The sequence below is a fragment of the Nocardioides pyridinolyticus genome (assembly GCF_054653575.1).
In genome coordinates this window covers 1-20,394 of sequence record NZ_BAAIFY010000039.1, presented here as the reverse complement: position 1 = coordinate 20,394, position 20,394 = coordinate 1, and the positions used below count along the sequence as shown (strand labels likewise).

Below are 20,394 nucleotides of genomic sequence, written 5' to 3'. Positions count from 1 at the left end.
GCGCCCCTTGTTCAGCAGTCTCCTAGTTGATGTCGAACTCGTTCCCCTCGGGATCGACCAACGCCACCGCGTAGTGGACCGTCTCCTCCTCTGCCAGCGTGCGCAGCCGCGAGGCACCGAGGGACACGAGCCTCTCCGCCTCGGCCTCGACCAGCTCGCGCCGGGCAGTGAAGGACGAACTGCGCCCCCTGCTCGCGTTCAGGTCGATGTGGATGCGGTTCTTGACTGCCTTCCTCTCGGGCACGACCTGGAACCAGATGCGTGGCCCCTCCCCGTTCGGGTCCTCGATCCGGTCTGCGCCCAGACCGAGCTTGTCCACGGGCACACCGACGGAGCGGTACCAGTCGTCCCACGTCTCGAAGCCGGGCGGCGGAGGTGCGATGACGTAGCCCAACGCCTCGGCCTAGAACCGGGCGAGCGGTTCGGGTGACGTGCAGTCGATCACCAGCTGGTACGACACGGCCATGTGACACCTCCGTGGCTCTTCGGGCGGGGAACGTCGGTGCACAGTGCCAGGCCGGCCAACGGCACCTGAAGGATCACAGGACGATGATGCGGTCACTCACGTGGTCATAGAGGGCGGGCTCCAGGCCGACCATGTTCAGCAGGTCGTCCGCCCGCTCGAACCTGTCCAGGCTGCTGCCGGACCGCAACGACGTGGGCTGCCTGCGCCTCAGTGAGTCCCAGCCATTTCACGATGGCCTCTGCCGGCGCACTGTTCACGTCGACAAGCCCGCCATCGTCGTAGTGCCGCGGCAGGTCGGGACGGCCGATCCGGAGGTCGCGAGCCAGCTGTGGTCGCGCCGTGCCACGGCCCCCGCCTCCCCTCACCTCCGCCGGGCCGCGAGCACCCCCGCGATCGCTCCCTCGTTGAGATCGACGTGGGGCACCGCCCCGGCTGCATGGACGGGCGGTCTGCTCCCGGACCAGTCGAGCTTCGAGCCCACGACCATGCCGTAGCACGCCCCGCCGATTCCCGTGGCCAGGACGATCACCGGACCGAGCCTGGACCAGAAGTTGTCGGCGTCATCCGGCTGCAAGCCGACCAACGAGAAACCGATGAGAACGCGCGAGTGAACCCCGCTGCCCACATCGCGGCATTCCGCGTCCTGAGCTTCGTGGCGATCACGAGGGGCGGGACGAAGCCGAGGACACAGCAGGAGAACATCGGCACGGCCCACAACCACGCAGGTGTGCTCGCACTCGAACCGGGCGACCCGTCGGGCCGAAGTTGCGACATGCCGGCAACGCTAGACGGAACGCGCGACACAAGTGGGGGAAGGTCGGATCGACGCGTCTCGAGCGCTGACCCGGCCGCCGGGACTACGGGCCCATCCCGGCGAAAGGCCCTCGCGGCTTCCGCGGGGAGCGGGATGCCGGGAGGGCCCTTCGAGGATCGGCTCAGCTGTCGAGCTTGAGCAGCTTCGCCGCCGTACGGCTGCGGATGCTCTCGCGCACGTCCTCGCTGAGAGAGGTCGACTCGATCTGGCCGAGCGGGTCGTAGTGCCCCATGTCGAACGGGTAGTCGGTGCCCACGACGACGTGGTCGGCGCCCATCTGCTGCACGAGAAACTCCAGGTGCGCAGCGTCGAACACCAGGCAGTCGAAGTAGATCTGTTTCAGGTAGGTGCTCGGCGGTCGGGTGATGTGGTGACGGCCCTCGGGACGCTCCTCGTAGGCGTGGTCCATCCGTGAGGAGTAGAACGGCAGGTAGCCGCCACCGTGCACCGCGAGCAGCTTGAGGTTCGGGTGCGCCTCCAGGACGCCGCCGTGGATGATCCGGGTGAGCGCGACGGTGGTGTCGAGCGGGTTGCCGATCACGTTGGTCAGGTAGTACTTCCGGAACCGCTCGCCCCCGGTGAACCCGTTCGGGTGCAGCAGGACGGGGACGTCGAGCTCCTCGGCCTTGGCGAAGAAGGGCCGGAACCGACGGTCGTCGAGGTCCATCCCCATCACGTTGGTGTTGATCTCGACGCCGCGGAAGTCGTAGTCCTTCACGCACCGTTCGAGCTCCTCGACCGCCGCCCGCACGTCCTGCATCGGCACGGTCGCCAGCCCGACGAACCGGTCGGGGTGGTCCGCGACGATCTTGGCGAGATTCTCGTTCTGCATCTGCGCCAGCTCGCGACCGAGCCCAGGGTCGGCCCAGTAGAAGTAGCCGGCCGGCGCGACCGAGATCGCCTGGACGTCGATGCCCATCTTGTCCATGTCGGCGATCCGGGTCGCCGGGTCGGTCGCCTGCGGCATGATCGCCTTGACGTGCTCGACCTGGTAGGCGTTGGTCTCGTCGCCCCCGAAGTAGCTGAACGGCTCCATCTCCGGCGCCATCAGCCCTTCGACCTTGGGCATGCAGTCGGGCAGGATGACGTGGGCGTGGATGTCGATGATGCGGGGCGTTCCCGTGGCCATGAATGCCTTTCTTGTTCGTTGATGAGCAGAGTCAGTTGGCGGAGGTCGGAGCCCAGGGCAGCTCGGCGCCGGCGTACTTCGCTGCCCGTACGTCGCCGGAGCGGGCGTGGCCCTCGAAGAGCTCGACACGCGAGGCACGACCGCACAGCTCGCCCAGCCGGGCGCTGGCCGTCTGGTCGGTGACCTCCTGGTAGGTGACGGTGCGCAGGTACTTCCCGACCCACAGCCCGCCGGTGTAGCGGGCCGCCCCGCGGGTGGGCAGCACGTGGTTAGTCCCGATCACCTTGTCGCCGTACGACACGCAGGTGCCCTCGCCGAGGAAGAGAGCCCCGTAGTGGCGCATCTTCTCCAGCGCCTCACGAGGCTTGCGGGTGAGGATCTGCACGTGCTCGCTGGCGAACGTGTCGGCCAGGGCGTACGCCGCGTCGAGGTCCTCGACGACATGGACCTCGCCGTGGTCACGCCACGCCGGGCCGGCCATGTCGTTGGTCGGCATGCCGGGAAGGATCGCCTCGACGTGGGCCATCGCCTCCCGTGCCACCCGCTCCGAGGTGGTGATGAGGACGGCCGGCGAGTCGGGGCCGTGCTCGGCCTGGCTCAGCAGGTCCGTCGCCACGATGTACGGGTCGGCGCTGTCGTCGGCTACCACCAGGATCTCGGTGGGGCCGGCGAACAGGTCGATCCCGACCTCACCGAAGAGCTGGCGCTTCGCCTCTGCGACGTACGCGTTGCCCGGACCGGCAATGAGGTCGACCCGGCCGATCGACTCGGTGCCGACCGCCATCGCCGCGACCGCCTGGACACCGCCGAGGACAAAGATCTCGTCCGCCCCGGCCAGGTGCATCGCGGCCACCGTCGCCGGCGGGATCTCTCCGCGCAGCGGCGGCGTGCACGTGGTCACCCGCTCCACGCCGGCGACCTTGGCGGTCACCACCGTCATGTGCGCCGACGCCGTCAGCGGGTAGCGACCACCGGGGACGTAGGCGCCCGAGGCTACGATCGGCAGGTGACGGTGCCCGAGGAACACCCCGGGCTGCGTCTCGACTTCGACGTCGAGCATGGAGTCGCGCTGCCGCTGCGCGAACTCACGCACGTTGGCCTGCACGGTCTTGATGTCCTCGATGACCTGGGCCGGCACCGAGGCGATGAGCTCATCGATCTGCTCGGGACCGAGCCGGAACGACTCGGGCGACCAGTTGTCGAACTTCTCGGAGTAGCGGCGGACGGCGAGGTCGCCGTTGGTGCGGATGTCGTCGATAACGTCACGGACGACGTCAGAGACCTCGTCCCGGGCCTGGCCGGCCGGGATCGTGCCTGAGGGGGACTTCAGCTGGGTGCTCACGGGTGCTCCTGCGCTGGAAGGAATGGGTCAGCCGACCGGCTCGGTCGCGCGGCTCATCTCCTTGAGCTTCTCGAGGCGCGCGAGCACCTCGGCCTGGAGGGTGGCCACCTTCTTGTCGGTCTGACGACGCGGGCGGGGCAGGTCGATCGTGATGTCCTCGTAGATGAGCCCACCGGGCTGCAGCACGATGATCCGGTCGGACAGCTCGACCGCCTCGACCACGTCGTGGGTCACGAAGACCACCGTCTTCTTCGACCGCGCCCAGATGTCCTGCAGCTGCTCGCGCAGCCCACGGGCGGTGATCGCGTCGAGGTGGCTGAACGGCTCGTCCATCAGCAGGAGGTCGGGCTCGACGGCGAACGCACGGGCGATGCCGACACGCTGCTGCATGCCGCCGGAGAGCTGGCCGGGGAAGAAGTCGGCGTTCGTCGACAGCCCGACCATGTCGAGGTACTCCTTCGCACGGTTGACCGTGGCCTCGGACTGGTCGTCCTGGACGTACATCATGTTCTGCATGACGCTGCGCCACGGCAGCAGCCGCGGGTCCTGGAACACGTAGCCCATGCGCGCCGGGCCACCGGCGTCACTGGTCAGGCTGATGTCGCCCGAGGTGTGCTCCTCCACCCCCGAGATGATGTTGAGCAGCGTGCTCTTGCCGCAGCCGGACGGGCCGACGATCGACACGAAGGTCTGGCCACTGACCTCGAACGAGATGTCGTCGAGGACCCGGCTCTCGCGGGCGGTGCCGAGGTTGAAGGTCTTGGACAGGTTCTGGACGGTCAGGACAGCCATGGGAGCTCCCTAGGGACGCGAGCGGACGAGATGGAGTGGGGGGCGGGGGGCGCTCATCGGTTGTCCCGCCAGCGGAAGGAGCGCTGGATCGCACGGTCCAGGACGAACCGGTCGAGCAGCACGATGAAGCCGACGAACAGCACCACCCAGGCGGCGAACCCGCCGTACCGGTTGGCGTCGTACCAGAAGCGGGCCCGGTAGCCGACGCCGCCGCCACCACCGAACCACTCGGCGAGCAGGACGCCGTTCCAGCCCATGATGATGGCGAACCGCACGCCGGCGGCTACGTACCCGGTGACCGCCGGAAGGACGAGGTGCCGGATCCGGCGCGCGAACGGGACGTTGTACGTCGCCGACATGTCCCGGAGGTCACGCGAGACCCCTCGCACGCCCTGCGCCACGTTGATGACAACGAACGGCACGGCGGTCAGGAAGGTGGTGATGATCGGGCTCATGTCGCCGAACCCAAACCACATCACAGTGAGGAACGACCAGATGATGGCAGGGATGGACAGCCCCACCAGGACCGGGCTCTCGAGGAAGGCCCGGCACAGCTGCGAGAGTCCCATCAGGACGCCGGCTGCGATGCCCACGACGGTGGCCAGCGCGACGCCGACGAAGAAGCGGTAGAGGGTGGAGCCGAAGTTGCCGAACACCTCTCCGCGCGCGAACTCCTCGACCAGCCGCTCGAACACCTCGACCGGTCCGGGCACGCGGCTGAACAGCCACGCCATCACGACCCAGATGAGGACGAACGTCAACAGGCTCATCAACCGGGCAGCAGTGTTCGACGTGAGTTTCTTCTGCCACTCCGGCGTGTTCTGCCGGATCTCTGTGGTGGAGCGCCGCCTCGTGACGGCGCCCTGCGACATGGTGGTCACAGCGCGGCCCCTCTTTCCTCCGGGCGCCACGCGAGGAGGCGGGCCTCGGCCTTGGCCAGGACCAACCGCTCGATGACGAGCATGAACGCGATGAACAACATCGTCCAGGCGAGCACGGCGCTGATGTTGTAGAGCTGGTACTCGGTGCGGATCTGGAAACCGACACCGTTGCGGCCACCGAACACCTCGGTGAGCGCCTCGACCTTCCATGCCACCGCGAAGCACATCCGGATCGCGGCGAACACGAACGGCACGATGGTCGGGATCAGCACCTGGCGCCGGATCTGTGCCGGGGTGCGGCCGAACGCCTCGCTCATGGTGATGAGCTGCCTGTCGACCCCGCGGATGCCTTCAGCCACGTTGAGCGCGACGTACGGCGCCGAGACCAGCGCGACCGCCAGGATCGGCCCGAAGTTCGAGAGGCCGAAGACGATCAGCGACATCACGGCGTACACGATGGCGGGGATCGTGCCGGCGATCGTCACACCGTCGTGGAAGAAGGCCCGCCAGTAGTTGTAACGCCCCATGAGGTAACCCACAGGGGCGCCGACCGCCGCCGCCACACCGAAGCCGGCGAAGGTCTTCAGGACGCTCGCGCTGAAGTCGGTGACGAAGTTGCCGCTCTCCACGATCTCGACCGCGGACTGGAACACCTCGTGCGGGCGGGGCAGGAGCCGCGAGCCGAACCACCACGACCCGAGTTCCCACACCAGGTAGATCGCCACCCAGCCGAGCGCGAGCAGCGCGTTGCGCCGCCAGCGCCGGAACCTTGCTGTCCGGCGCGCGTCCGCTTCACGGTCGCCTGCCGGCCCGGTGGGCGCGGCCGGTGCCGCCGCGCCCACCGCCATCTGATCGGTCATCGTCTCTCCTCGATCGGGTGCGACAGGTCAGGACTTCTCGAAGATCGTGAAGTGCGGCGCCTCGATCTCCTCGTCGATGTAGCCGGTCTCCTTCATCAGGTCGAAGAGCTCGGTCTCGCTCTCCACCCAGGCCTCGTCCATGTACGTCGTGTCGACGAACCAGTCGTAGTTGTTCGAGATCCAGTCCTTGATGAACTGCTTCTCCTGGAGCGTCTCGGCGGCGAAGTCCTCGGGGTATGCCTCGACGATCTCGTCACGGTGCTCGGCCCACTCCTGCACGCCGCGGTCCCACACGTCGATAAGGAACTGCGCCTCCTCGGGGTTCTTCTCCACCCAGGCCCTGCGGGCCACGAAGACGTTGTTCTGCGGGTGGGTGACGTTCTCCGGGTCGCTGGAGAAGTTCTCGGCGTAGATCTGCGAGACCGACTTGGCGTCGTAGAGCGGCTTGACGGCGCCGCTGGACAGCTGCTTGATCGAGAAGTCGGGGAGCAGCAGCCCGGCGTCGGCGTCACCACGCTCGATCAGCGAGGCGGCGTTCTGGGGGTCGGTGACGACGAGCTCGTAGTCGCCACCGCCGGCGCGGAGGTCGAGGTCGCAGAACTCACGGGCGTAGACGCCCCACATGATCGTGATCGAGACGGCGCTGTGCGTCACGATCTTCTTGCCCTTGAGGTCGCAGATGTCCTTGGCGTCGCTGTCCGCGCCCACCGCCAGGATGCTGCGGTCGGAGTTGAACTTCCCGAAGATGGTCGCTTCCTCGCCGGTCTGCTCCTCCAGGTCCGGGACCTCGTACGACGCGGCGGAGACGACGTCGGCGTGGCCGCCGGCGTACACACCGAACTCGTCCCACGACGACGAGGTGAGGATCTGGATCCCCGCCTCCTCCTCCATCTCCTGCTTGATGCCCTCGGCCTCGAGCCACTTCCAGACGGGGTCGGGCGCCATCACCATGTTGACGACGCCGTTCGCGTCCTTGGCCTCGCCGTCGCCGTCGGCGGCCGCGCCCGGCCTGTTGCCACAGCCCGACGTCAGAAGCGCGAGGACGCCCGCGGCTGCCACCAGGCGCCGGCGGTTGGATGAGTTGGTTGGTGCAGTCATGGCACGCCTCTCAGAGTCGTTCTTGGCTACGGGGATCCCCGTGCTTGTGCGGAGTGGGTTCGGCAGGGTCGGCACACAGGGTGAATGTGACGCCAGACACTGCCGGGTGAGCGAGTGCAGAGTCAAGCATTCTGTGGAATTCATGCACAGAAGCTCGGCATGCGACGCTCCTCGCACCCAGGGTCCCCGGGCAGCTGGAGCTGTGTCGCGAGAGCCCTTTTTCGGGCAGGAACCGCGAGATTGAGCAGAAGACAGGGTGAGCGGAGCCGTTGACACTCCGCCCGTCAGGACCTAGCGTTCCGATACATAAGTTATGCATCCAGGCGAATCCTGAGCGGGGCCGGATGCCTGGACGAACGGGAGACGGCCGGTGAGCCTGACCGATGGAAGGGCGGGGCCGAAGGGGGGCACCCGGTCGCGCGCTCGACGCGCGGCGACGAGCACGACGGTGGCCGAGGCGGTGGGCGTCTCCCAGTCCACGGTCTCGCGGGCGCTCCGCGGCGACCCCCGGGTGCGGGAGGAGACGCGCCGGGTCATCACCGAGACCGCAGAGCGCCTGGGGTACCGCCCGTCCTGGGTGGCCCCCGCTCCCCCGCCCCGCACGGGGACCGTCGGGGTCGTGGTCTCCGACCTCACCAACCCGTTCTTCCCGACACTGGTGACGCCGGTCCACGACGAGCTGCGGATCATGGGGTACGGCGTGACGCTGTTCGCCGAGCGGACCGACATCCCCACCGGCCAGCAGGCTCTCCACAACCTCCTCGACCGCTCGATCGACGGCGTCCTGGCCACCACCGCGACGCTCGACTCCCGGCTGACCGAGGCCCTCGGCGAGCGCGAGATCCCGCTCGTGCTGCTCAACCGGTACGTCGACGGGCTGGACGTGGACCGGGTCGTCGCCGACAACCACCGAGGCGGCGGCCTCGCCGCGCGACACCTGCTCGACCTCGGACACCGCCGTATCGGCGTGATCCGCGGACCGGCCAACACGTCGACGAGCCGGGACCGGCACGCCGGGATCCTCGAGGCCTTCCAGGACCACGGGGCGGAGCTCGACCAGCGGCTGGTCCTCGAGGGCCCCTTCTCCCACCAGTCCGGCTACCAGCACGCCCTGCGGCTGCTCGGGGCGCCCGAGCCGCCCACCGCGCTGCTGTGCGGCAACGACGTCATCGCCTTCGGTGCGATCGACGCCGCGAAGTCCCTGGGGCTGGACGTGCCGGGCGAGGTCTCGATCATGGGGTTCGACGACGTCCCGATGGCCTCCTGGGAGGTCTTCCAGCTGAGCACCGTGCGCCAGCCTCTCGCCAACATGGCCCGAGAGGCCGCGCGGCTGCTCGTCGAGCGTGTCGAGTACGACGGCGAGATCGGCGCGGGGCGCGAGCGGCTCTTCGCGACCAGCCTGGTGAGCCGCTCCACCACGCAACGGCCCCCGCGCTGACCGCCCCGGGGCTGACCGCAAGGCGGCCGGCGACGCACCAGGCACCTGGCCTGAGGTCACTTCCGGCACGACGGCCTCCTCGGATGATCGGACTGGAATCGGTGGGACGGACTGCTCGGGCTGCGTCGGGCGGGGTCACCGTCGCGAGTGCAGCGCGTCACAGCCTTGCTCCGCCGCGAGAGGCCCGACCATGTGTGGCCGCCCATTCTTGACCCTTCAGTGTGGTGCTTCACACATCGGCCCGGGGGTCGCATCGGCGAGACCGTTGTCCTCATGACCTCCGCCCCGCTCGACCGCTCGACCCCGCTCGCCCTGGTCCCGGAGCTGGTCCCGGCGCTGCCCACGGACGAAAGGTCGCGGCCGCTCCCGCTCTGGGCCCGCGAAGCCTGCCTCGACGTGGACCTGGCCGCGCTCGGCGAGCGCGTCCTGGAGGCCGACCTCGCTGCGGCCTTCGACGAACTGCGCGACAACACCGAGTTCGTACAGCGGCTCCGGGCGAGCGTGGACGAGAACCTCCACCACCTCCGCCTGGTCCTCGGCGGCCGCGCGGAGACCGAGCAGGTCGTACTCAACGAGCCGTTCGCGCTCGCGGCGCTGCAGGCCCGGCTGCGGCTGCCTCAGACCGCGCTCCAACGCAGCTACCGCGTCGGCTTCATGACCATGTGGCAGGCGTGGGCCGACGCCCTCGCCTCACGGGCGGAGCGCGAAGACGTGCCGCGGGACGAAAGCCTCCAGGCGCTCCGTGACATGACCACGCTGCTGCTCGGCTACCAGGACCACGTGGCCTCACAGGTCGCGGACACCTTCGCCCGCGCCGACGACGCGATGAGCCGCTCCCGGGAGCACGTGCGCAACGGGCTAGTGCGCCACCTGCTCCGCGAGGACGCCCCGCCCCTCGCGCCGTCCGACCTCGTGCTGCTCGACTACCCGCTCGACGCCGCGCACGTGGCGGTGCTGCTGCCCGACCTCTCCCAGAACGTCACCCGCCAGCTGCTCCCCCGGCTCCGAGACGCCTGCCACACGCGGGACACGCTGGTGCACCCGATGGAGCTGACCAGCACCGTCGTCTGGCTGGCGCAGCCCCGCACGCCGGGCTGGCGTCCCGGTGCCGTGGAGCGGGTCCTCGACTCGCTCCGCGGGAGCGACGTGGTGGCCTCGGTCAGCGAGCCGCTCGTCGGCCTGGCCGGGCTCCGTGAGGCATGGCGTCAGGTGCAGGACATCCAGCGGATCCGTGCGGCCTGGGGCGTGGGCTCCGGCCCCCGGCTGCTCACCTTCGGCGACGTCAGCCTCGAGATCCTGCTGATGGCCGACCCCGACAAGGCCCGCGCATTCGTCCGGGCCGAGCTCGGCCCGCTGGGCGCGGACGACCCGGTGGCGGCGCGGCTGCGGGAGACCGTCGAGGCGTCGCACCGCCACGGCGCGCACGTCGTCACCGCCGAGCACCTCCACCTGCACGAGCACACCGTGCGGAACCGGCTGCAGAAGGCGGCCGAGATACTGGGTCGTCCGCTGACCGAGCGACGGACCGAGCTCCAGGTGGCGCTGCGGATCGCGCGGCTGCTCGCCCAGGGCGAGGGGTGAGCGGCTCAGGCCTGCCGTCGGCCCGACGTGCGCCGACGTCCGAAGGTCAGGCAGCGGCCCGGTCGGTGAGCCCGGGGGTGCGGCTGCTGGTCGCCTGCCTGCTGGGCGGCTCGGCCGGGTGGGCGATCACCGCTCCCGGAGCCGGGGCCGGCCCGCTCGCGGAGGCGTACTCCACCGACCTGATGTGGGTCGGGCTGCTCACCTCGGCCCTCGCAGCGCCGTACGCCGCGCTCCAGCTCCCCGGGGGCGTCCTCGTCGACCGGCTGGGGGTCCGTAGGGCGGCCGGAGTGGGGCTCTCGCTCGTGGTGCTCGCCCACGCCGCGGCCCTCGTCGCGCCGGTGCCGTGGCTGGCGCTGACCGCACGGATCCTCTCCGGAGCCGGCTACGCGGTCTGCTTCGTCTCCGGCGCGGAGCTCGCCCGCAGCAGCGGCCGGGGCTCACGGGCCATGGGGGTCTTCGGGGGCGTGGCCCTCGCGGCCTCGGGCGCGGCGGTGCTCACCGTCCCCTTCGCCGAGCACCTCCTCGGTTGGCGCGCCCCGTGGGCCACCACGCTCGCCGTGACCGCGGTCGCGCTGGTGCTCGCCCTCAGGCTGCCGACGGAGCGGCCCCGCGGGGCGTCGGGTGCCACCCAACCGGCGGATGTCGACGGGAGCACGGCGGAGGAGACGGCCCCGGACCCGGCGGCCGCCGGCACTGCCCCCCCGGCGCTGCTGCGCGACGGGCAGCTCTTCCGGCTCGCCATGGTTCACGGCGTGACGCTGGGGCTCGGGCTCATCCTTTCCTCGTGGGCGACCACGCTCCTCATGGACATCTGGTCCTTCGGCCCGTCGGCGGCCGCCGTGATCGGCTCCGGCGTCCTCGGGCTCTCCGTCCTGAGCCGCCCGCTGGGCGGCCACCTGACGGCGGTGCGGCCGGCCCGCACCAGGACGGTCTGGATCGGCGCGCTCCTGGCCTGCGCGGTCGCCACGCTTGCCCTCGCGCAGAGGACCACGCCCGCGGTTGCCGTCCTCGCGGTGGCCACCCTCGGGATGTGCAGCGGGTTGCCGTTCGCCAGCGTCCTCCAGGCCGCCCAGGTCCGCCAGCCGCAGCGGCCCGCTGCGGCGGTCGGGGCGATGAACACCGTCGCGTTCGGGCTGGTCGTCGCCGCGACCCCCGTGGTGGGGTGGGCGGTCGACCACGACCACGCCTCCGCGACGTTGCTCACAGTCGCGTGCCTGTGGCTCCTCCCGCTGGTCGCGCTCCCTCGCGCGCCGCGGGTTCACCCCACCGGCGTACCACGCTGAGCCGTCCCCAAGGCGTCGGCCACCTCGTCGGCGCTGAGCGCCACCTGGAGCTCCGACAGGGACCGCACGTCGGTCGTCGAGCAGTTCAGCAGCTGCTCGGCCTTCCGGATCCGCAGCCCGACGGTGTTGGGGTGCACGAAGAGCGCTTCCGCCGTCGCGGCGGTGTTGAGGTCGTGGGCGAGGTAGGTCCGCAGCGTCTGCTCCAGCGCGGTCCCCCGGGCGGAGTCGTGGGCCCGGACCGGCGCGAGGACCTCGGCCGCGAAGCGGCGGAGCTCCGTGACGTCCTCCATCTGCAGCAGGAGCCCATGCACCCCGAGGGAGCCGAAGCTGGCGACCGTGTCGGCCTGCCCCCGCTGGCGAGCGACCGAGGCGGCTCCCCGGGCCCGGCGGTACGCCGCCGGGTACTCGCCGAGCGACACGCAGAGGGGGGACACCGCCAGGTTGACCACCCCTCGGAGGTCGAGGCGGTCGACCTGCCGCTGCAGCTCGGTTGCCCGCTCGAGGGTGCGGTCGTGGTCGGTGCCCGGCCAGAGCAGCACGACGTCCTCGCCGACGGTGCCGAACAGCGCCGGCGGCTGGGCGCGGGTCGCGTGGGACCGTACCACCGAGAGGACACGGGCCGAGGCGGCGCGCTGCGCGCCGCCGTGCAGGACGACGACCGCGTGTGGCGAGGTCAGGTCGATGCCGAGCCTCGTCGCGCGCTCGGCAGCGGTGACCAGCCCCGTCGGGTTGCCCGTGAGCAGGTCGCTGACGATCTCCCCGGACATCCGCCACTCCACCTCGAGGGCGGTGCGCGCCCTGAGGACCTCCAGCGCACAGACAGTGGCCGCCTGCTCGAGCGCGCGTACGTCGAGGGGAGGCAGCGGTTCGAGCTGCCGCGTGAGCCAGATCCGCGCGACGACGTCCTGGCCGAGGACCACCGGCGTGGAGAACGCCTCCGTGTCACGGGGCTGCAGCGGGTCCTGGCCACGCTGCGCACGGGCCAGCTCGGCCCCGGACGGCTCCTCCGTCACCACCACCGACGTACCGAGGAGGTCGGCGAGCGAGGCCGCGACCCCGGTAACGCCCCCACCGCGCAACGCCACCTGGGTGAGCTGGCTGTGGACCTCCTCCCCGCGACGCAGCAGCTCGTGCTGCTCCGCGAGCGTCGTGTTCGCCGCGACCAGGTCCTTGATGGTGGCGGCCTCCCGGTCGCGCAGCCGGGCGGTCTCGATGGCGACGCCGGCCTGGTCCGCCAGGAGGGTGAGCAGCTCCTGCTCGTCGTCGCCGAACTCGTGCGGGACACGGGTGTAGCAGTTGAGGGTTCCGACGAACACCCCCGAGGCGGCGACCGGGACGGAGATCATCGAGTGGTACCCCTGCTCGCGCGCCACCCCTCCCCACGGAAGGAAGGTCTCGTCCGCGAAGGTGTCGGCGACCTGCACCGACTGCTGGGTGAGGAACGCCTTGCTCGACGGCGCCTGCAGCTCGTCGTCCACGGTGAGCATGACCGGTCGCTCGGCGTTGATCTGGCGGATGTAGTCGGGCGAGAGACCGTGGGCGCCGGTGATCTGCAGGGAGCGGCCCTCCTCGTCGAGGAGCAGGACGGCACAGAAGTCGTATCGCAGGAGGCGGGCCGCGGTCTCCGCGACGAGGTCGAGCACCTCGGGCAGCGAGACCGGGCGGTTCAGGGCAGTGGCGATGGCGGCGATCGCCTCAAGCCATGGCCGTAGCTTGCCGACCCCGGAGCTCTTCATGCGGGGACTGTGCCACGCCACCACACTTTGCGCCACCCCTGTGGCCGGACACATGGGATGTGCCGTCGCGGGCCGCAACAGTTGGCACCATGAGCGACCGTGACCCAGAAGAGGCCCGGCCGAGCGGGGCCGCCGGCGAGCCCGACGTCCACATCGTCCGGGGCAACGACCTGTCCGACGACACGCCCCAGACCTCCGGGCTGAAGCGGTTCGAGGCGATCTCTGCGCGCCGGCTCGGCTCGCAGGACCTGTGGATGGGGCTGTCCGTGCTTCCGCCGGGGAGCAAGACCGGCGTGCACCACCACGGCCAGTCGGAGACCGGGCTCTACGTGCTGAGCGGCATCGGCCGCTGGTGGGTGGGCGACCGGCTGGACGAGGTGCGCGAGGCGCACCCGGGCGACTTCGTCTTCATCAAGCCGCACGTCGTTCACTGGGAGGAGAACGCCAGCGACACCGAGCCGGTGAAGATGATCGTCGCGCGCACCACCCAGGACGCCATCGTCGTCAACCTGGAGAACCACCCGCACGGCCCCGTGCTCGAGGGTGAGAGGTACGACCATGACTGAGCGCGGCCGCGCCCTCGTCGTCGGCGGCTCCTTCGCCGGGCTGACCGCCGCCCTGCTCCTGCGCGAGCAGGGGTTCGACGTCAGCGTCTTCGAGCGGACCCCGAGCTACCTCGTCGGTCGAGGCGGCGGGATCGTCCTCCAGCCCGACACCGTGCGCTGGATCGAGGAGCGCCCGCACGACTTCAGCGTCGAGGACGTCAGCATCGGCTCGTGGTGCACGCGCTACATCGGCCCCGGCAACGCGGTCGTGCACGAGGAGCCTGCCGCGTGGCGGTTCAGCTCCTGGACCAGGATGTACCGCGTCCTCCTCGACGACTTCGGCACCGAGAACTACCATCTCGGCGAGTTCGCCGTGGGGGTCAGCCAGGACGACGACGAGGCCGAGGTGCGGTTCCTCAGCGGCCGGGCCGAGCGGGCCGAGCTCGTGGTCTTCGCCGACGGGATCTCGTCGGTCGGGCGTCGTCGGCTGCAGCCCCGCGTGCAGCCGCGGTACGCCGGCTACATCGGCTGGCGCGGCACGGTCCTCGAGCGGGAGGTGTCGGTCGAGACCGCCGACCTCATCGACGGCGCCACGGCGTACTCCGTCATCGACAACTCGCACATCTGCATGTACGCCATCCCGGCCGTCGACGGCGGGCTGGCCCGAGGCGACCGCCAGCTCAACTACGTCTGGTACCGCAACGTGCCCGAGGGGCCGGCGCTCGACGAGATGGTCACCGACCTGCGCGGCTTCACCGCGCCCGTGTCGGTCCACCCCGGCCAGGTGCAGCAGCGGTACGTCGACCAGATGCGCGCCGAGGCCTCCGAGCTCCTCCCGCCGGCGGCCGGCGAGCTCGTGAAGCGCACCGAGCAGCCCTACATCCAGGTGGTCCTGGACATCGCCGTGCGCAACATGGCGTTCGGGCGGATGGCGCTGATCGGTGACGCTGCCTTCGCGGCGCGGCCGCACGCAGCTGCCGGCACGGCGAAGGCCGCAGCGGACGCCTGGAGCCTCGCGGAGGCGCTCGCCGCCGAGTCGGACATCCCCTCGGCGCTCGCGGCATGGGAGCCCGACCGGCTGACCCTGGGCAACGACCTGATCAGCCGCGTCTCGCAGATGGGTGCCCGGTCCCAGTTCACCAACACCTGGGACCCGGCCGACCCGGCCCTGCACTTCGGCCTCTACGGCCCGGACCGCTGACCTCTGCTGGTCAGCGGCCGGCGGCCACGCCGAGCTCGAGCGGCGGCTCCGTGCTCTCCTGCACCTGCTCCGGCGTGACTCCGGGCGCGACCTCCACCAGACGGAGGCCGTCCGGCGTCACGTCGATGACCGCCAGGTCGGTGATGATCCGCTCGACCACGCCCATGCCGGTGAGCGGGAGCGAGCACTCGCGGACGATCTTGGCCGAGCCGTCGCGCGCGACGTGCTCCATCAGGACGAGCACCCGCTTGGCGCCGTGCACCAGGTCCATCGCGCCACCCATCCCCTTGACCATCTTGCCGGGGATCATCCAGTTGGCGAGGTCACCACGCTCCGAGACCTGCGTCGCGCCCAGGATCGCCACATCGACCTTGCCGCCGCGGATCATCCCGAAGCTCGTGGCCGAGTCGAAGAAGCTGGACCCCCGACGGACGGTCACAGTCTCCTTGCCGGCGTTGTTCAGGTCCGGGTCCACCTCGTCGTCTGTCGGGTACCCCCCGACGCCGAGGATCCCGTTCTCGCTGTGCAGCGCGAGCTCCACGTCGTCCCCGACGAAGCCCGGCACGCGGGTCGGGAGTCCGATCTCGAGGTTGACGTACATGCCGTCCTCGAGCTCCGCCGCGGCGCGCGCCGCCATCCCGTCACAGGTCCAGCTCATCGGTCCTCCACCGTCGTCGTGTGTCCGGGTCGTTCGGGTCGTTCGGGTCGTTCGGTCAGGGGGCGGTGGTGCGCTTCTCGATCCGCTTGTCCGCCGCCTGCTCCAGGGTCAGCGCCACCACCCGGTGCACGAAGACGCCCGGGGTGTGGATCTCGTCGGGGTCGATCTCCCCGGGTTCGACGAGGTTCTCCACCTCGGCGATCGTGACCCGTCCGCACATCGCGGCCAGCGGGTTGAAGTTGCGCGCGGTCCGGCGGAAGACGAGGTTGCCGTGGCGGTCGCCCTTCCACGCCCGGACCAGCCCGAAGTCGGCGGCGATCGCCTCCTCGAGGACGAACTCACGCTCCCCCTCGGCGGTCGCGAACACCTGCGTCTGCTTGGGTGGGGACGCCTTCACCGCCGTGGCGCCGGCGTCGTACCGCCAGGCAGCCCGCCCTCGGCCACCTGGGTGCCGACACCGGTCGCGGTGAAGAAGGCCGGGATGCCGCACCCTCCGGCACGCATCCGCTCGGCGAGGTTCCCCTGCGGGGTGAGCTCGCCGGAGAGGTAATAGCGCTGCAGCCAGAACGCTCCGAGGTAGAACGGCGCGATGATGGCCAGTCCGAGCGCGAGCAGGATCGTCCAGCGAGGTGGTCCACCGACCATCCGCAGCATCAGTTCAGCCTTGGTCTCTCCGCTAGCTAGCAAGGAGGAGCTTCTGCAAGGCAGTTGGGTTCTTCAGCTCATCGACGAGTTGCGAATCAACACGGCCTACGCCATCTCGAGCGGCATCCTGGCGGTGGTGTTTCTCAGCGCGGCTGGTGCCTATGACTCTGCGTCCTCTTTGGTGACCATCCCGCTGTCGTCGGTTGGGACAGGCTTGGTCGTACACCTGCTGATGACGCTGGGGATGATCTTGAAGCGAACAAACACGGCTTGCGTCGAAATGCGAAAGCGGACCAAAAGGAGCTACAGCTAGCTTCTGCACTTCTCGCTCGACGGGTGGACCGGTGTGCGAATCAGTGGCGAGCTGCGATCACCCAAACTCGTGCCTCCGCGCCTCCTCGGAGAAGGTCGGCACTCCCGCGCGCGACAATCGTCCGAGGAGCTGGCCCATCGTTAGCCCCGGTCTTTCATGTCGTTGTCGGCGACGGCATCGCCGTGTGAGGTGGGTCGGTGGCGGTCGGTGGGTACGACGCTGGGCCGGCTGGCGCTGCCGGGCTGCGGTTTTCCGGGTGGTGAGGGTTGTGGGCGGACGGTGGTCAGGCGGGTTGCGGGATCGCGGCGATGTTCGCGAACACCGCGACGATCGCGGCCGCCCAGGGCCAGGACTCAGGAATCCGGAGGCGCCGGCGACGGGCGCTGTGGGTGAGCCGCGCGGGGACGTGGAGGAAACGGTAGCGAAGTGCCTTCGGCTCAGACGACGCGAGCACCTTCGCGTCGCCGGTCAGGGCGAGCAGCCGGGTCCAGGCGGTCAGGTCGGCGGCGAGCTGGGTGAGCATCAGCCAGGTCTGGTTGATGGCGAACTCCCGCGAGGGGAACCGTCCCAGGCCGGAGTCCTTGGCGTGCCGGATGCGGTCCTCGACGCGGGCGTGGGCACGGTGCCGAGCTTCGAGGAATGCCAGCTGGCTGACCTTTGTGTTGGTCACGAAGGCTTGGTAGCGCCAACCGTCACGTTCCTCGAACAGCGAGAGCTGCGCACCGGGATGTGGGCGTTCGCGGCGGACGATGACCCGCATCCCCGGGGGCCACTTGGCCAGCACGGCGGTGTCGATGAGGCCGGTCAGTTCGGCGACATCGCCGCCCTCACGGACCTCGCCGTCGGCATCGAGCGCCGGCGTCCAGACCTTCTTCGGGACCAGGTCGATCGCCTCGCGCAACGACTCGGTGATCGCGAACCCCACGGAGTAGTCGACGCTGCGGCCGCGGACCTTGTTCCGGTCGGCGATCCAGTCCAGGAGCTTGTGGGAGGCGCCCGCGCCGTCGGACCTGATGAGCAGCTTCTTGCGGTGGGCAGCGGGGATCTGGGCGATCGCGTCGGTGAGGACCTCGATGTGGTCGGCGGCGGTGGTCGGCGGCGGTGTTCGACCCGGCGTTCCCGGCGCGCAGCTTCGCGGCGAGGAACTCACTGGTGTTGTCGCACCACACCCCGAGCGGGTGGAACCCGAAGGTCCGCTTGAACGTGGCGGCCGCGTTCTCCTTCTCGCTGTGGCTAACCACGATCGTGGCGTCGACATCGAGCACGATCAGCTCATCGTCGAGCCTGGTGCCGGCGACCCGGCTGGCCGGCAGGCCGTCGGGGATCTGGGACCAGACGTGGCGACGGGTTCGTGCCCGCGCAGTCTGAATCTTCTAGCCTCGGTCTTTCGCGTGGTCGTGGCTGAGTATGGCGCGTAACGCACGGGAGTGCCTGTCCTGCAAGGGATTCTTGGGCTTGTCGAAGGTCCAAGGAAGCCGAGCGGAAAGGCACTCCGTAGGTGAAGGTTATCCCGGCTGGTTCTGGTGTCCGTGTCGAGTCTGGTGGCGAGTCGCTGATCTCCTCGGCGGGCGCGGCGATGCTGCTGGCGACGGCCCGCGTCAGCGGGCTGGCGAGGGCCCTCTCGGAGGGGTTGGCGCCGTGGCGCACGCCCCGCTCGGTGCACGATCCGGGCAAGACGGTGCTGGACCTGGCGGTCGCGATCGCCTTGGGTGGCGACTGCCTGGCCGACGTCGGCGTGGTCCGTGCCCAGCCGGAGCTGTTCGGTCCGGTGGCCTCCGACCCGACGGTCAGCCGCCTGGTCGAGGCCCTGGCCCAGCAGCCCGCTGAGGCGATCGCGGCGATCCGTGCCGCTCGGGCACACGCCCGGGCGCGGGTGTGGTCACACCGCTCACCGTTCGCCGAGGATGCTGCCGACGGGCCCGATGGCGGGCGGGTCGTGGTCGATCTGGATGCCACCCTGATCGGTGCGCACTCCGAAAAGGAGCACGCGACCCCGAACTTCAAGCGCGGGTTCGGGTTCCACCCGATGCTCGCCTTCGTCGACCACGGTGCCGGCGGGTCCGGCGAGCCGCTGGCCGCGCTGCTGCGTCCGGGGAAGGCCAACGCCAACGACGCCGCCGACCAGATCGCGGTGCTCGACGCCGCCCTCGCGCAACTGCCCGAACCGGCCCGCTCCCGGGTGCTGGTGCGGGGCGACACCGGCTCGGGGGTCCAGGCCTTCGTCTGGCATGTCCACCGGCTGGGCCTGGAGTACTCGGTCGGGGTCTACGGCCGTCAGCCGGTCCTCGACGCGCTCGCGGTGCTCCCGAAGCAGGCGTGGCGGAAAGCGCTCGATGCCGACGGGCGGCCCCGGGAGGGTGCCCAGGTCGCCGAGCTGACCCGGTGGCTGCCGGCCACGTTCAAGGGCTGGCCGCCCGGGATGCGGGTGATCGCCCGCCGCGAGCGTCCCCACCCGGGAGCCCAGCTGCGGATCACCGACCACGAGGGATGGCGGATCACCGTATTCGCCACCAACACCCCCGGCGGGCGGTTGGCCGACCTCGAGGTCCGCCACCGGCTCCGGGCCCGCGCCGAGGACCGAATCCGTGCGCTGAAGGACACCGGCGCGACCAACCTGCCGCTCCAGGCATTCGACAAGAACCAGCTCTGGCTCGAGCTCGCCCAGCTCGCCGCCGAGCTCCTGGTCTGGACCCAGCTCCTGGCCTGGCACGACCAGCCCGCCCGGGTCTGGGAACCCAAACGCCTCCGCCTGCGGCTCCTCGCCGTGGCCGGTCGGATCATCACCACCGGACGACGCCGGATCCTGCGACTCTCACAGCGATGGCCCTGGGCCGACCTCGTCCTCGGCGGCCACCGCCGCATCACCGCCACCACCTGAACACCCCGCCCAGCCCCCACGACCAGGACCCCGGAAAACCGGCTCTTCACAGTTGAGGGTGTAGCGCACGTCGCTGCAGTTGCTGGCGCGTCGGTGGCTGGATAGGGGTCGAGGTCTCCCGACGATGGAGGTTCCTACGCCGTCCATCCGAAAGACCTCGACGTGCACGACGCTACCCCGACCGTGGGCTTCGCCTGCCCCGACCTGACCACGTTCTGCCGACTCGACGAGCTCGGTCTTGAAGCCACCGGGCAGCGCGTCGAACCCGACCGCGCGGTGATCGCCTGCCGGGTCGTCGAGCCGGATCAGTGGTGTCGTCGTTGCGGCTGCCAAGGAGGCCCCCGCGACACCGTGGTGCGGCGGTTGGCGCACGAACCGCTCGGCTGGCGCCCGACGATGCTGGAGGTCGTCGTGCGTCGCTACCGCTGCACCGGCTGCGGGCATGTGTGGCGCTAAGACACCACGGCCGCGGCAGAGCCGCGGGCGAAGCTGTCGCGCCGCGGGCTGCGTTGGGCGCTGGAGGCGATCGTGGTCCAGCACCTGACCGTCGCCCGCGTCGCTGAAGGCCTCGGGGTCGCCTGGAACACCGCCAACGACGCGGTCCTGGCCGAAGGCAAGCGGGTCCTGATCGATGACACCAACAGGTTCGACGGCGTCACCGCGATCGGCGTCGACGAGCACGTCTGGAGACACACTCGGCGCGGCGACAAGTACGTCACCGTGATCATCGACCT

The 20,394-nt window shown here is 70.2% G+C and carries 18 protein-coding genes and 2 pseudogenes; 7 read left to right on the top strand and 13 right to left on the bottom strand.

Translation table 11 applies throughout. From position 1 onward, the window contains the following. Window positions 1–22 precede the first annotated feature (22 nt). The 7 genes from ACYQ0U_RS21455 to ACYQ0U_RS21425 all read right to left on the bottom strand — a co-directional run bounded on the left by ACYQ0U_RS21455 (window position 23) and on the right by ACYQ0U_RS21425 (window position 7,382). The gene (locus ACYQ0U_RS21455) at window positions 23–394 is read right to left on the bottom strand and encodes a VOC family protein (RefSeq protein ID WP_459975927.1); all 372 of its coding nucleotides are present in this window, start codon (window positions 392–394) and stop codon (window positions 23–25) included. 1,007 nt (window positions 395–1,401) lie between these two features. Continuing rightward, a complete protein-coding gene (locus ACYQ0U_RS21450; RefSeq protein WP_459975926.1) occupies window positions 1,402–2,409 on the bottom strand; it encodes an amidohydrolase family protein in 1,008 nt (335 codons plus the stop codon). A gap of 31 nt (window positions 2,410–2,440) precedes the next feature. Next, entirely contained in the window at window positions 2,441–3,751 is a 1,311-nt protein-coding gene (hisD, locus tag ACYQ0U_RS21445; RefSeq protein WP_459975925.1) for a histidinol dehydrogenase, read from the bottom strand. 27 nt (window positions 3,752–3,778) lie between these two features. Further along, a complete protein-coding gene (locus tag ACYQ0U_RS21440) occupies window positions 3,779–4,543 on the bottom strand; it encodes an ABC transporter ATP-binding protein (protein WP_459975924.1) in 765 nt (254 codons plus the stop codon). A 53-nt stretch (window positions 4,544–4,596) separates the two neighbouring features. Next, window positions 4,597–5,415, bottom strand: a complete 819-nt coding sequence (locus tag ACYQ0U_RS21435; protein WP_459975928.1) for an ABC transporter permease — start codon at window positions 5,413–5,415, stop codon at window positions 4,597–4,599. Window positions 5,416–5,420: 5 nt separating this feature from the next. Then, window positions 5,421–6,284 carry an ABC transporter permease gene (locus ACYQ0U_RS21430; protein WP_459975923.1) on the bottom strand — a complete coding sequence of 288 codons (864 nt, stop codon included), beginning with the start codon at window positions 6,282–6,284 and terminating at the stop codon, window positions 5,421–5,423. Between the two features lie 27 nt (window positions 6,285–6,311). After that, window positions 6,312–7,382: an ABC transporter substrate-binding protein gene (locus tag ACYQ0U_RS21425; protein ID WP_459975922.1), complete on the bottom strand. Its 1,071-nt coding sequence runs from the start codon at window positions 7,380–7,382 to the stop codon at window positions 6,312–6,314. A 448-nt stretch (window positions 7,383–7,830) separates the two neighbouring features. Here ACYQ0U_RS21425 and ACYQ0U_RS21420 point away from each other — a divergent pair, with 448 nt between their 5' ends. The 3 genes from ACYQ0U_RS21420 to ACYQ0U_RS21410 all read left to right on the top strand — a co-directional run bounded on the left by ACYQ0U_RS21420 (window position 7,831) and on the right by ACYQ0U_RS21410 (window position 11,684). Continuing rightward, complete coding sequence (locus tag ACYQ0U_RS21420; protein WP_459975921.1) at window positions 7,831–8,820, top strand: LacI family DNA-binding transcriptional regulator; 990 nt, start codon at window positions 7,831–7,833, stop codon at window positions 8,818–8,820. 273 nt (window positions 8,821–9,093) lie between these two features. Further along, window positions 9,094–10,401, top strand: coding sequence for a PucR family transcriptional regulator (locus ACYQ0U_RS21415; RefSeq protein ID WP_459975920.1), 1,308 nt, complete (start codon window positions 9,094–9,096; stop codon window positions 10,399–10,401). 65 nt (window positions 10,402–10,466) lie between these two features. Beyond that, on the top strand, window positions 10,467–11,684 hold the full coding sequence (locus ACYQ0U_RS21410; protein WP_459975919.1) for an MFS transporter: 1,218 nt from the start codon (window positions 10,467–10,469) through the stop codon (window positions 11,682–11,684). On the opposite strand, the gene ACYQ0U_RS21405 is transcribed toward ACYQ0U_RS21410, so the two are convergent. Then, window positions 11,660–13,420: a helix-turn-helix domain-containing protein gene (locus ACYQ0U_RS21405; RefSeq protein ID WP_459975918.1), complete on the bottom strand. Its 1,761-nt coding sequence runs from the start codon at window positions 13,418–13,420 to the stop codon at window positions 11,660–11,662. The two genes, ACYQ0U_RS21410 and ACYQ0U_RS21405, sit on opposite strands and share 25 nt — an antisense overlap. A gap of 89 nt (window positions 13,421–13,509) precedes the next feature. Here ACYQ0U_RS21405 and ACYQ0U_RS21400 point away from each other — a divergent pair, with 89 nt between their 5' ends. Together ACYQ0U_RS21400 and ACYQ0U_RS21395 are read left to right on the top strand one after the other, a co-directional pair. Continuing rightward, window positions 13,510–13,986, top strand: a complete 477-nt coding sequence (locus ACYQ0U_RS21400; RefSeq protein ID WP_459975917.1) for a cupin domain-containing protein — start codon at window positions 13,510–13,512, stop codon at window positions 13,984–13,986. Further along, a complete protein-coding gene (locus tag ACYQ0U_RS21395) occupies window positions 13,979–15,166 on the top strand; it encodes an FAD binding domain-containing protein (RefSeq protein ID WP_459975916.1) in 1,188 nt (395 codons plus the stop codon). The genes ACYQ0U_RS21400 and ACYQ0U_RS21395 overlap by 8 nt, the downstream gene beginning before the upstream one ends. 10 nt (window positions 15,167–15,176) lie before the next feature. Here the strand turns inward: ACYQ0U_RS21395 and ACYQ0U_RS21390 are convergent, their stop codons facing one another. The 5 genes and pseudogenes from ACYQ0U_RS21390 to ACYQ0U_RS21370 form a co-directional block, all read right to left on the bottom strand. After that, window positions 15,177–15,824, bottom strand: coding sequence for a 3-oxoacid CoA-transferase subunit B (locus ACYQ0U_RS21390; protein ID WP_459975915.1), 648 nt, complete (start codon window positions 15,822–15,824; stop codon window positions 15,177–15,179). A 55-nt stretch (window positions 15,825–15,879) separates the two neighbouring features. Further along, window positions 15,880–16,191 (bottom strand): CoA transferase subunit A, encoded by a 312-nt coding sequence (locus ACYQ0U_RS21385; protein ID WP_459975914.1) that lies wholly within the window; start codon window positions 16,189–16,191, stop codon window positions 15,880–15,882. Window positions 16,192–16,217: 26 nt separating this feature from the next. Further along, window positions 16,218–16,478 carry a CoA-transferase gene (locus ACYQ0U_RS21380; RefSeq protein WP_459975913.1) on the bottom strand — a complete coding sequence of 87 codons (261 nt, stop codon included), beginning with the start codon at window positions 16,476–16,478 and terminating at the stop codon, window positions 16,218–16,220. Between the two features lie 587 nt (window positions 16,479–17,065). After that, complete coding sequence (locus ACYQ0U_RS21375) at window positions 17,066–17,932, bottom strand: transposase (protein ID WP_459975912.1); 867 nt, start codon at window positions 17,930–17,932, stop codon at window positions 17,066–17,068. 34 nt (window positions 17,933–17,966) lie between these two features. Next, window positions 17,967–18,023 (bottom strand): annotated as a pseudogene (locus tag ACYQ0U_RS21370) (hypothetical protein); the annotation flags it as partial. Window positions 18,024–18,280: 257 nt separating this feature from the next. On the opposite strand from ACYQ0U_RS21370, the gene ACYQ0U_RS21365 reads away from it, so the two are divergent. Together ACYQ0U_RS21365 and ACYQ0U_RS21360 are read left to right on the top strand one after the other, a co-directional pair. Next, the gene (locus ACYQ0U_RS21365; protein WP_459975911.1) at window positions 18,281–19,660 is read left to right on the top strand and encodes an IS1380 family transposase; all 1,380 of its coding nucleotides are present in this window, start codon (window positions 18,281–18,283) and stop codon (window positions 19,658–19,660) included. A 162-nt stretch (window positions 19,661–19,822) separates the two neighbouring features. Beyond that, window positions 19,823–20,394, top strand: a pseudogene (locus tag ACYQ0U_RS21360) (transposase); the annotation flags it as partial.

Excerpts from the sequence above, each read along its gene's own strand:
- ACYQ0U_RS21430 (WP_459975923.1), bottom strand. The coding sequence starts at position 6,284 with ATGACCGATCAGATGGCGGTGGGCGCGGCGGCACCGGCCGCGCCCACC.
- ACYQ0U_RS21405 (WP_459975918.1), bottom strand. The coding sequence starts at position 13,420 with ATGAAGAGCTCCGGGGTCGGCAAGCTACGGCCATGGCTTGAGGCGATC.
- ACYQ0U_RS21425 (WP_459975922.1), bottom strand. The coding sequence starts at position 7,382 with ATGACTGCACCAACCAACTCATCCAACCGCCGGCGCCTGGTGGCAGCC.
- ACYQ0U_RS21390 (WP_459975915.1), bottom strand. The coding sequence starts at position 15,824 with ATGAGCTGGACCTGTGACGGGATGGCGGCGCGCGCCGCGGCGGAGCTC.
- ACYQ0U_RS21400 (WP_459975917.1), top strand. The coding sequence starts at position 13,510 with ATGAGCGACCGTGACCCAGAAGAGGCCCGGCCGAGCGGGGCCGCCGGC.
- ACYQ0U_RS21435 (WP_459975928.1), bottom strand. The coding sequence starts at position 5,415 with ATGTCGCAGGGCGCCGTCACGAGGCGGCGCTCCACCACAGAGATCCGG.
- ACYQ0U_RS21415 (WP_459975920.1), top strand. The coding sequence starts at position 9,094 with ATGACCTCCGCCCCGCTCGACCGCTCGACCCCGCTCGCCCTGGTCCCG.
- ACYQ0U_RS21395 (WP_459975916.1), top strand. The coding sequence starts at position 13,979 with ATGACTGAGCGCGGCCGCGCCCTCGTCGTCGGCGGCTCCTTCGCCGGG.
- ACYQ0U_RS21440 (WP_459975924.1), bottom strand. The coding sequence starts at position 4,543 with ATGGCTGTCCTGACCGTCCAGAACCTGTCCAAGACCTTCAACCTCGGC.
- ACYQ0U_RS21450 (WP_459975926.1), bottom strand. The coding sequence starts at position 2,409 with ATGGCCACGGGAACGCCCCGCATCATCGACATCCACGCCCACGTCATC.
- ACYQ0U_RS21380 (WP_459975913.1), bottom strand. The coding sequence starts at position 16,478 with ATGCTGCGGATGGTCGGTGGACCACCTCGCTGGACGATCCTGCTCGCG.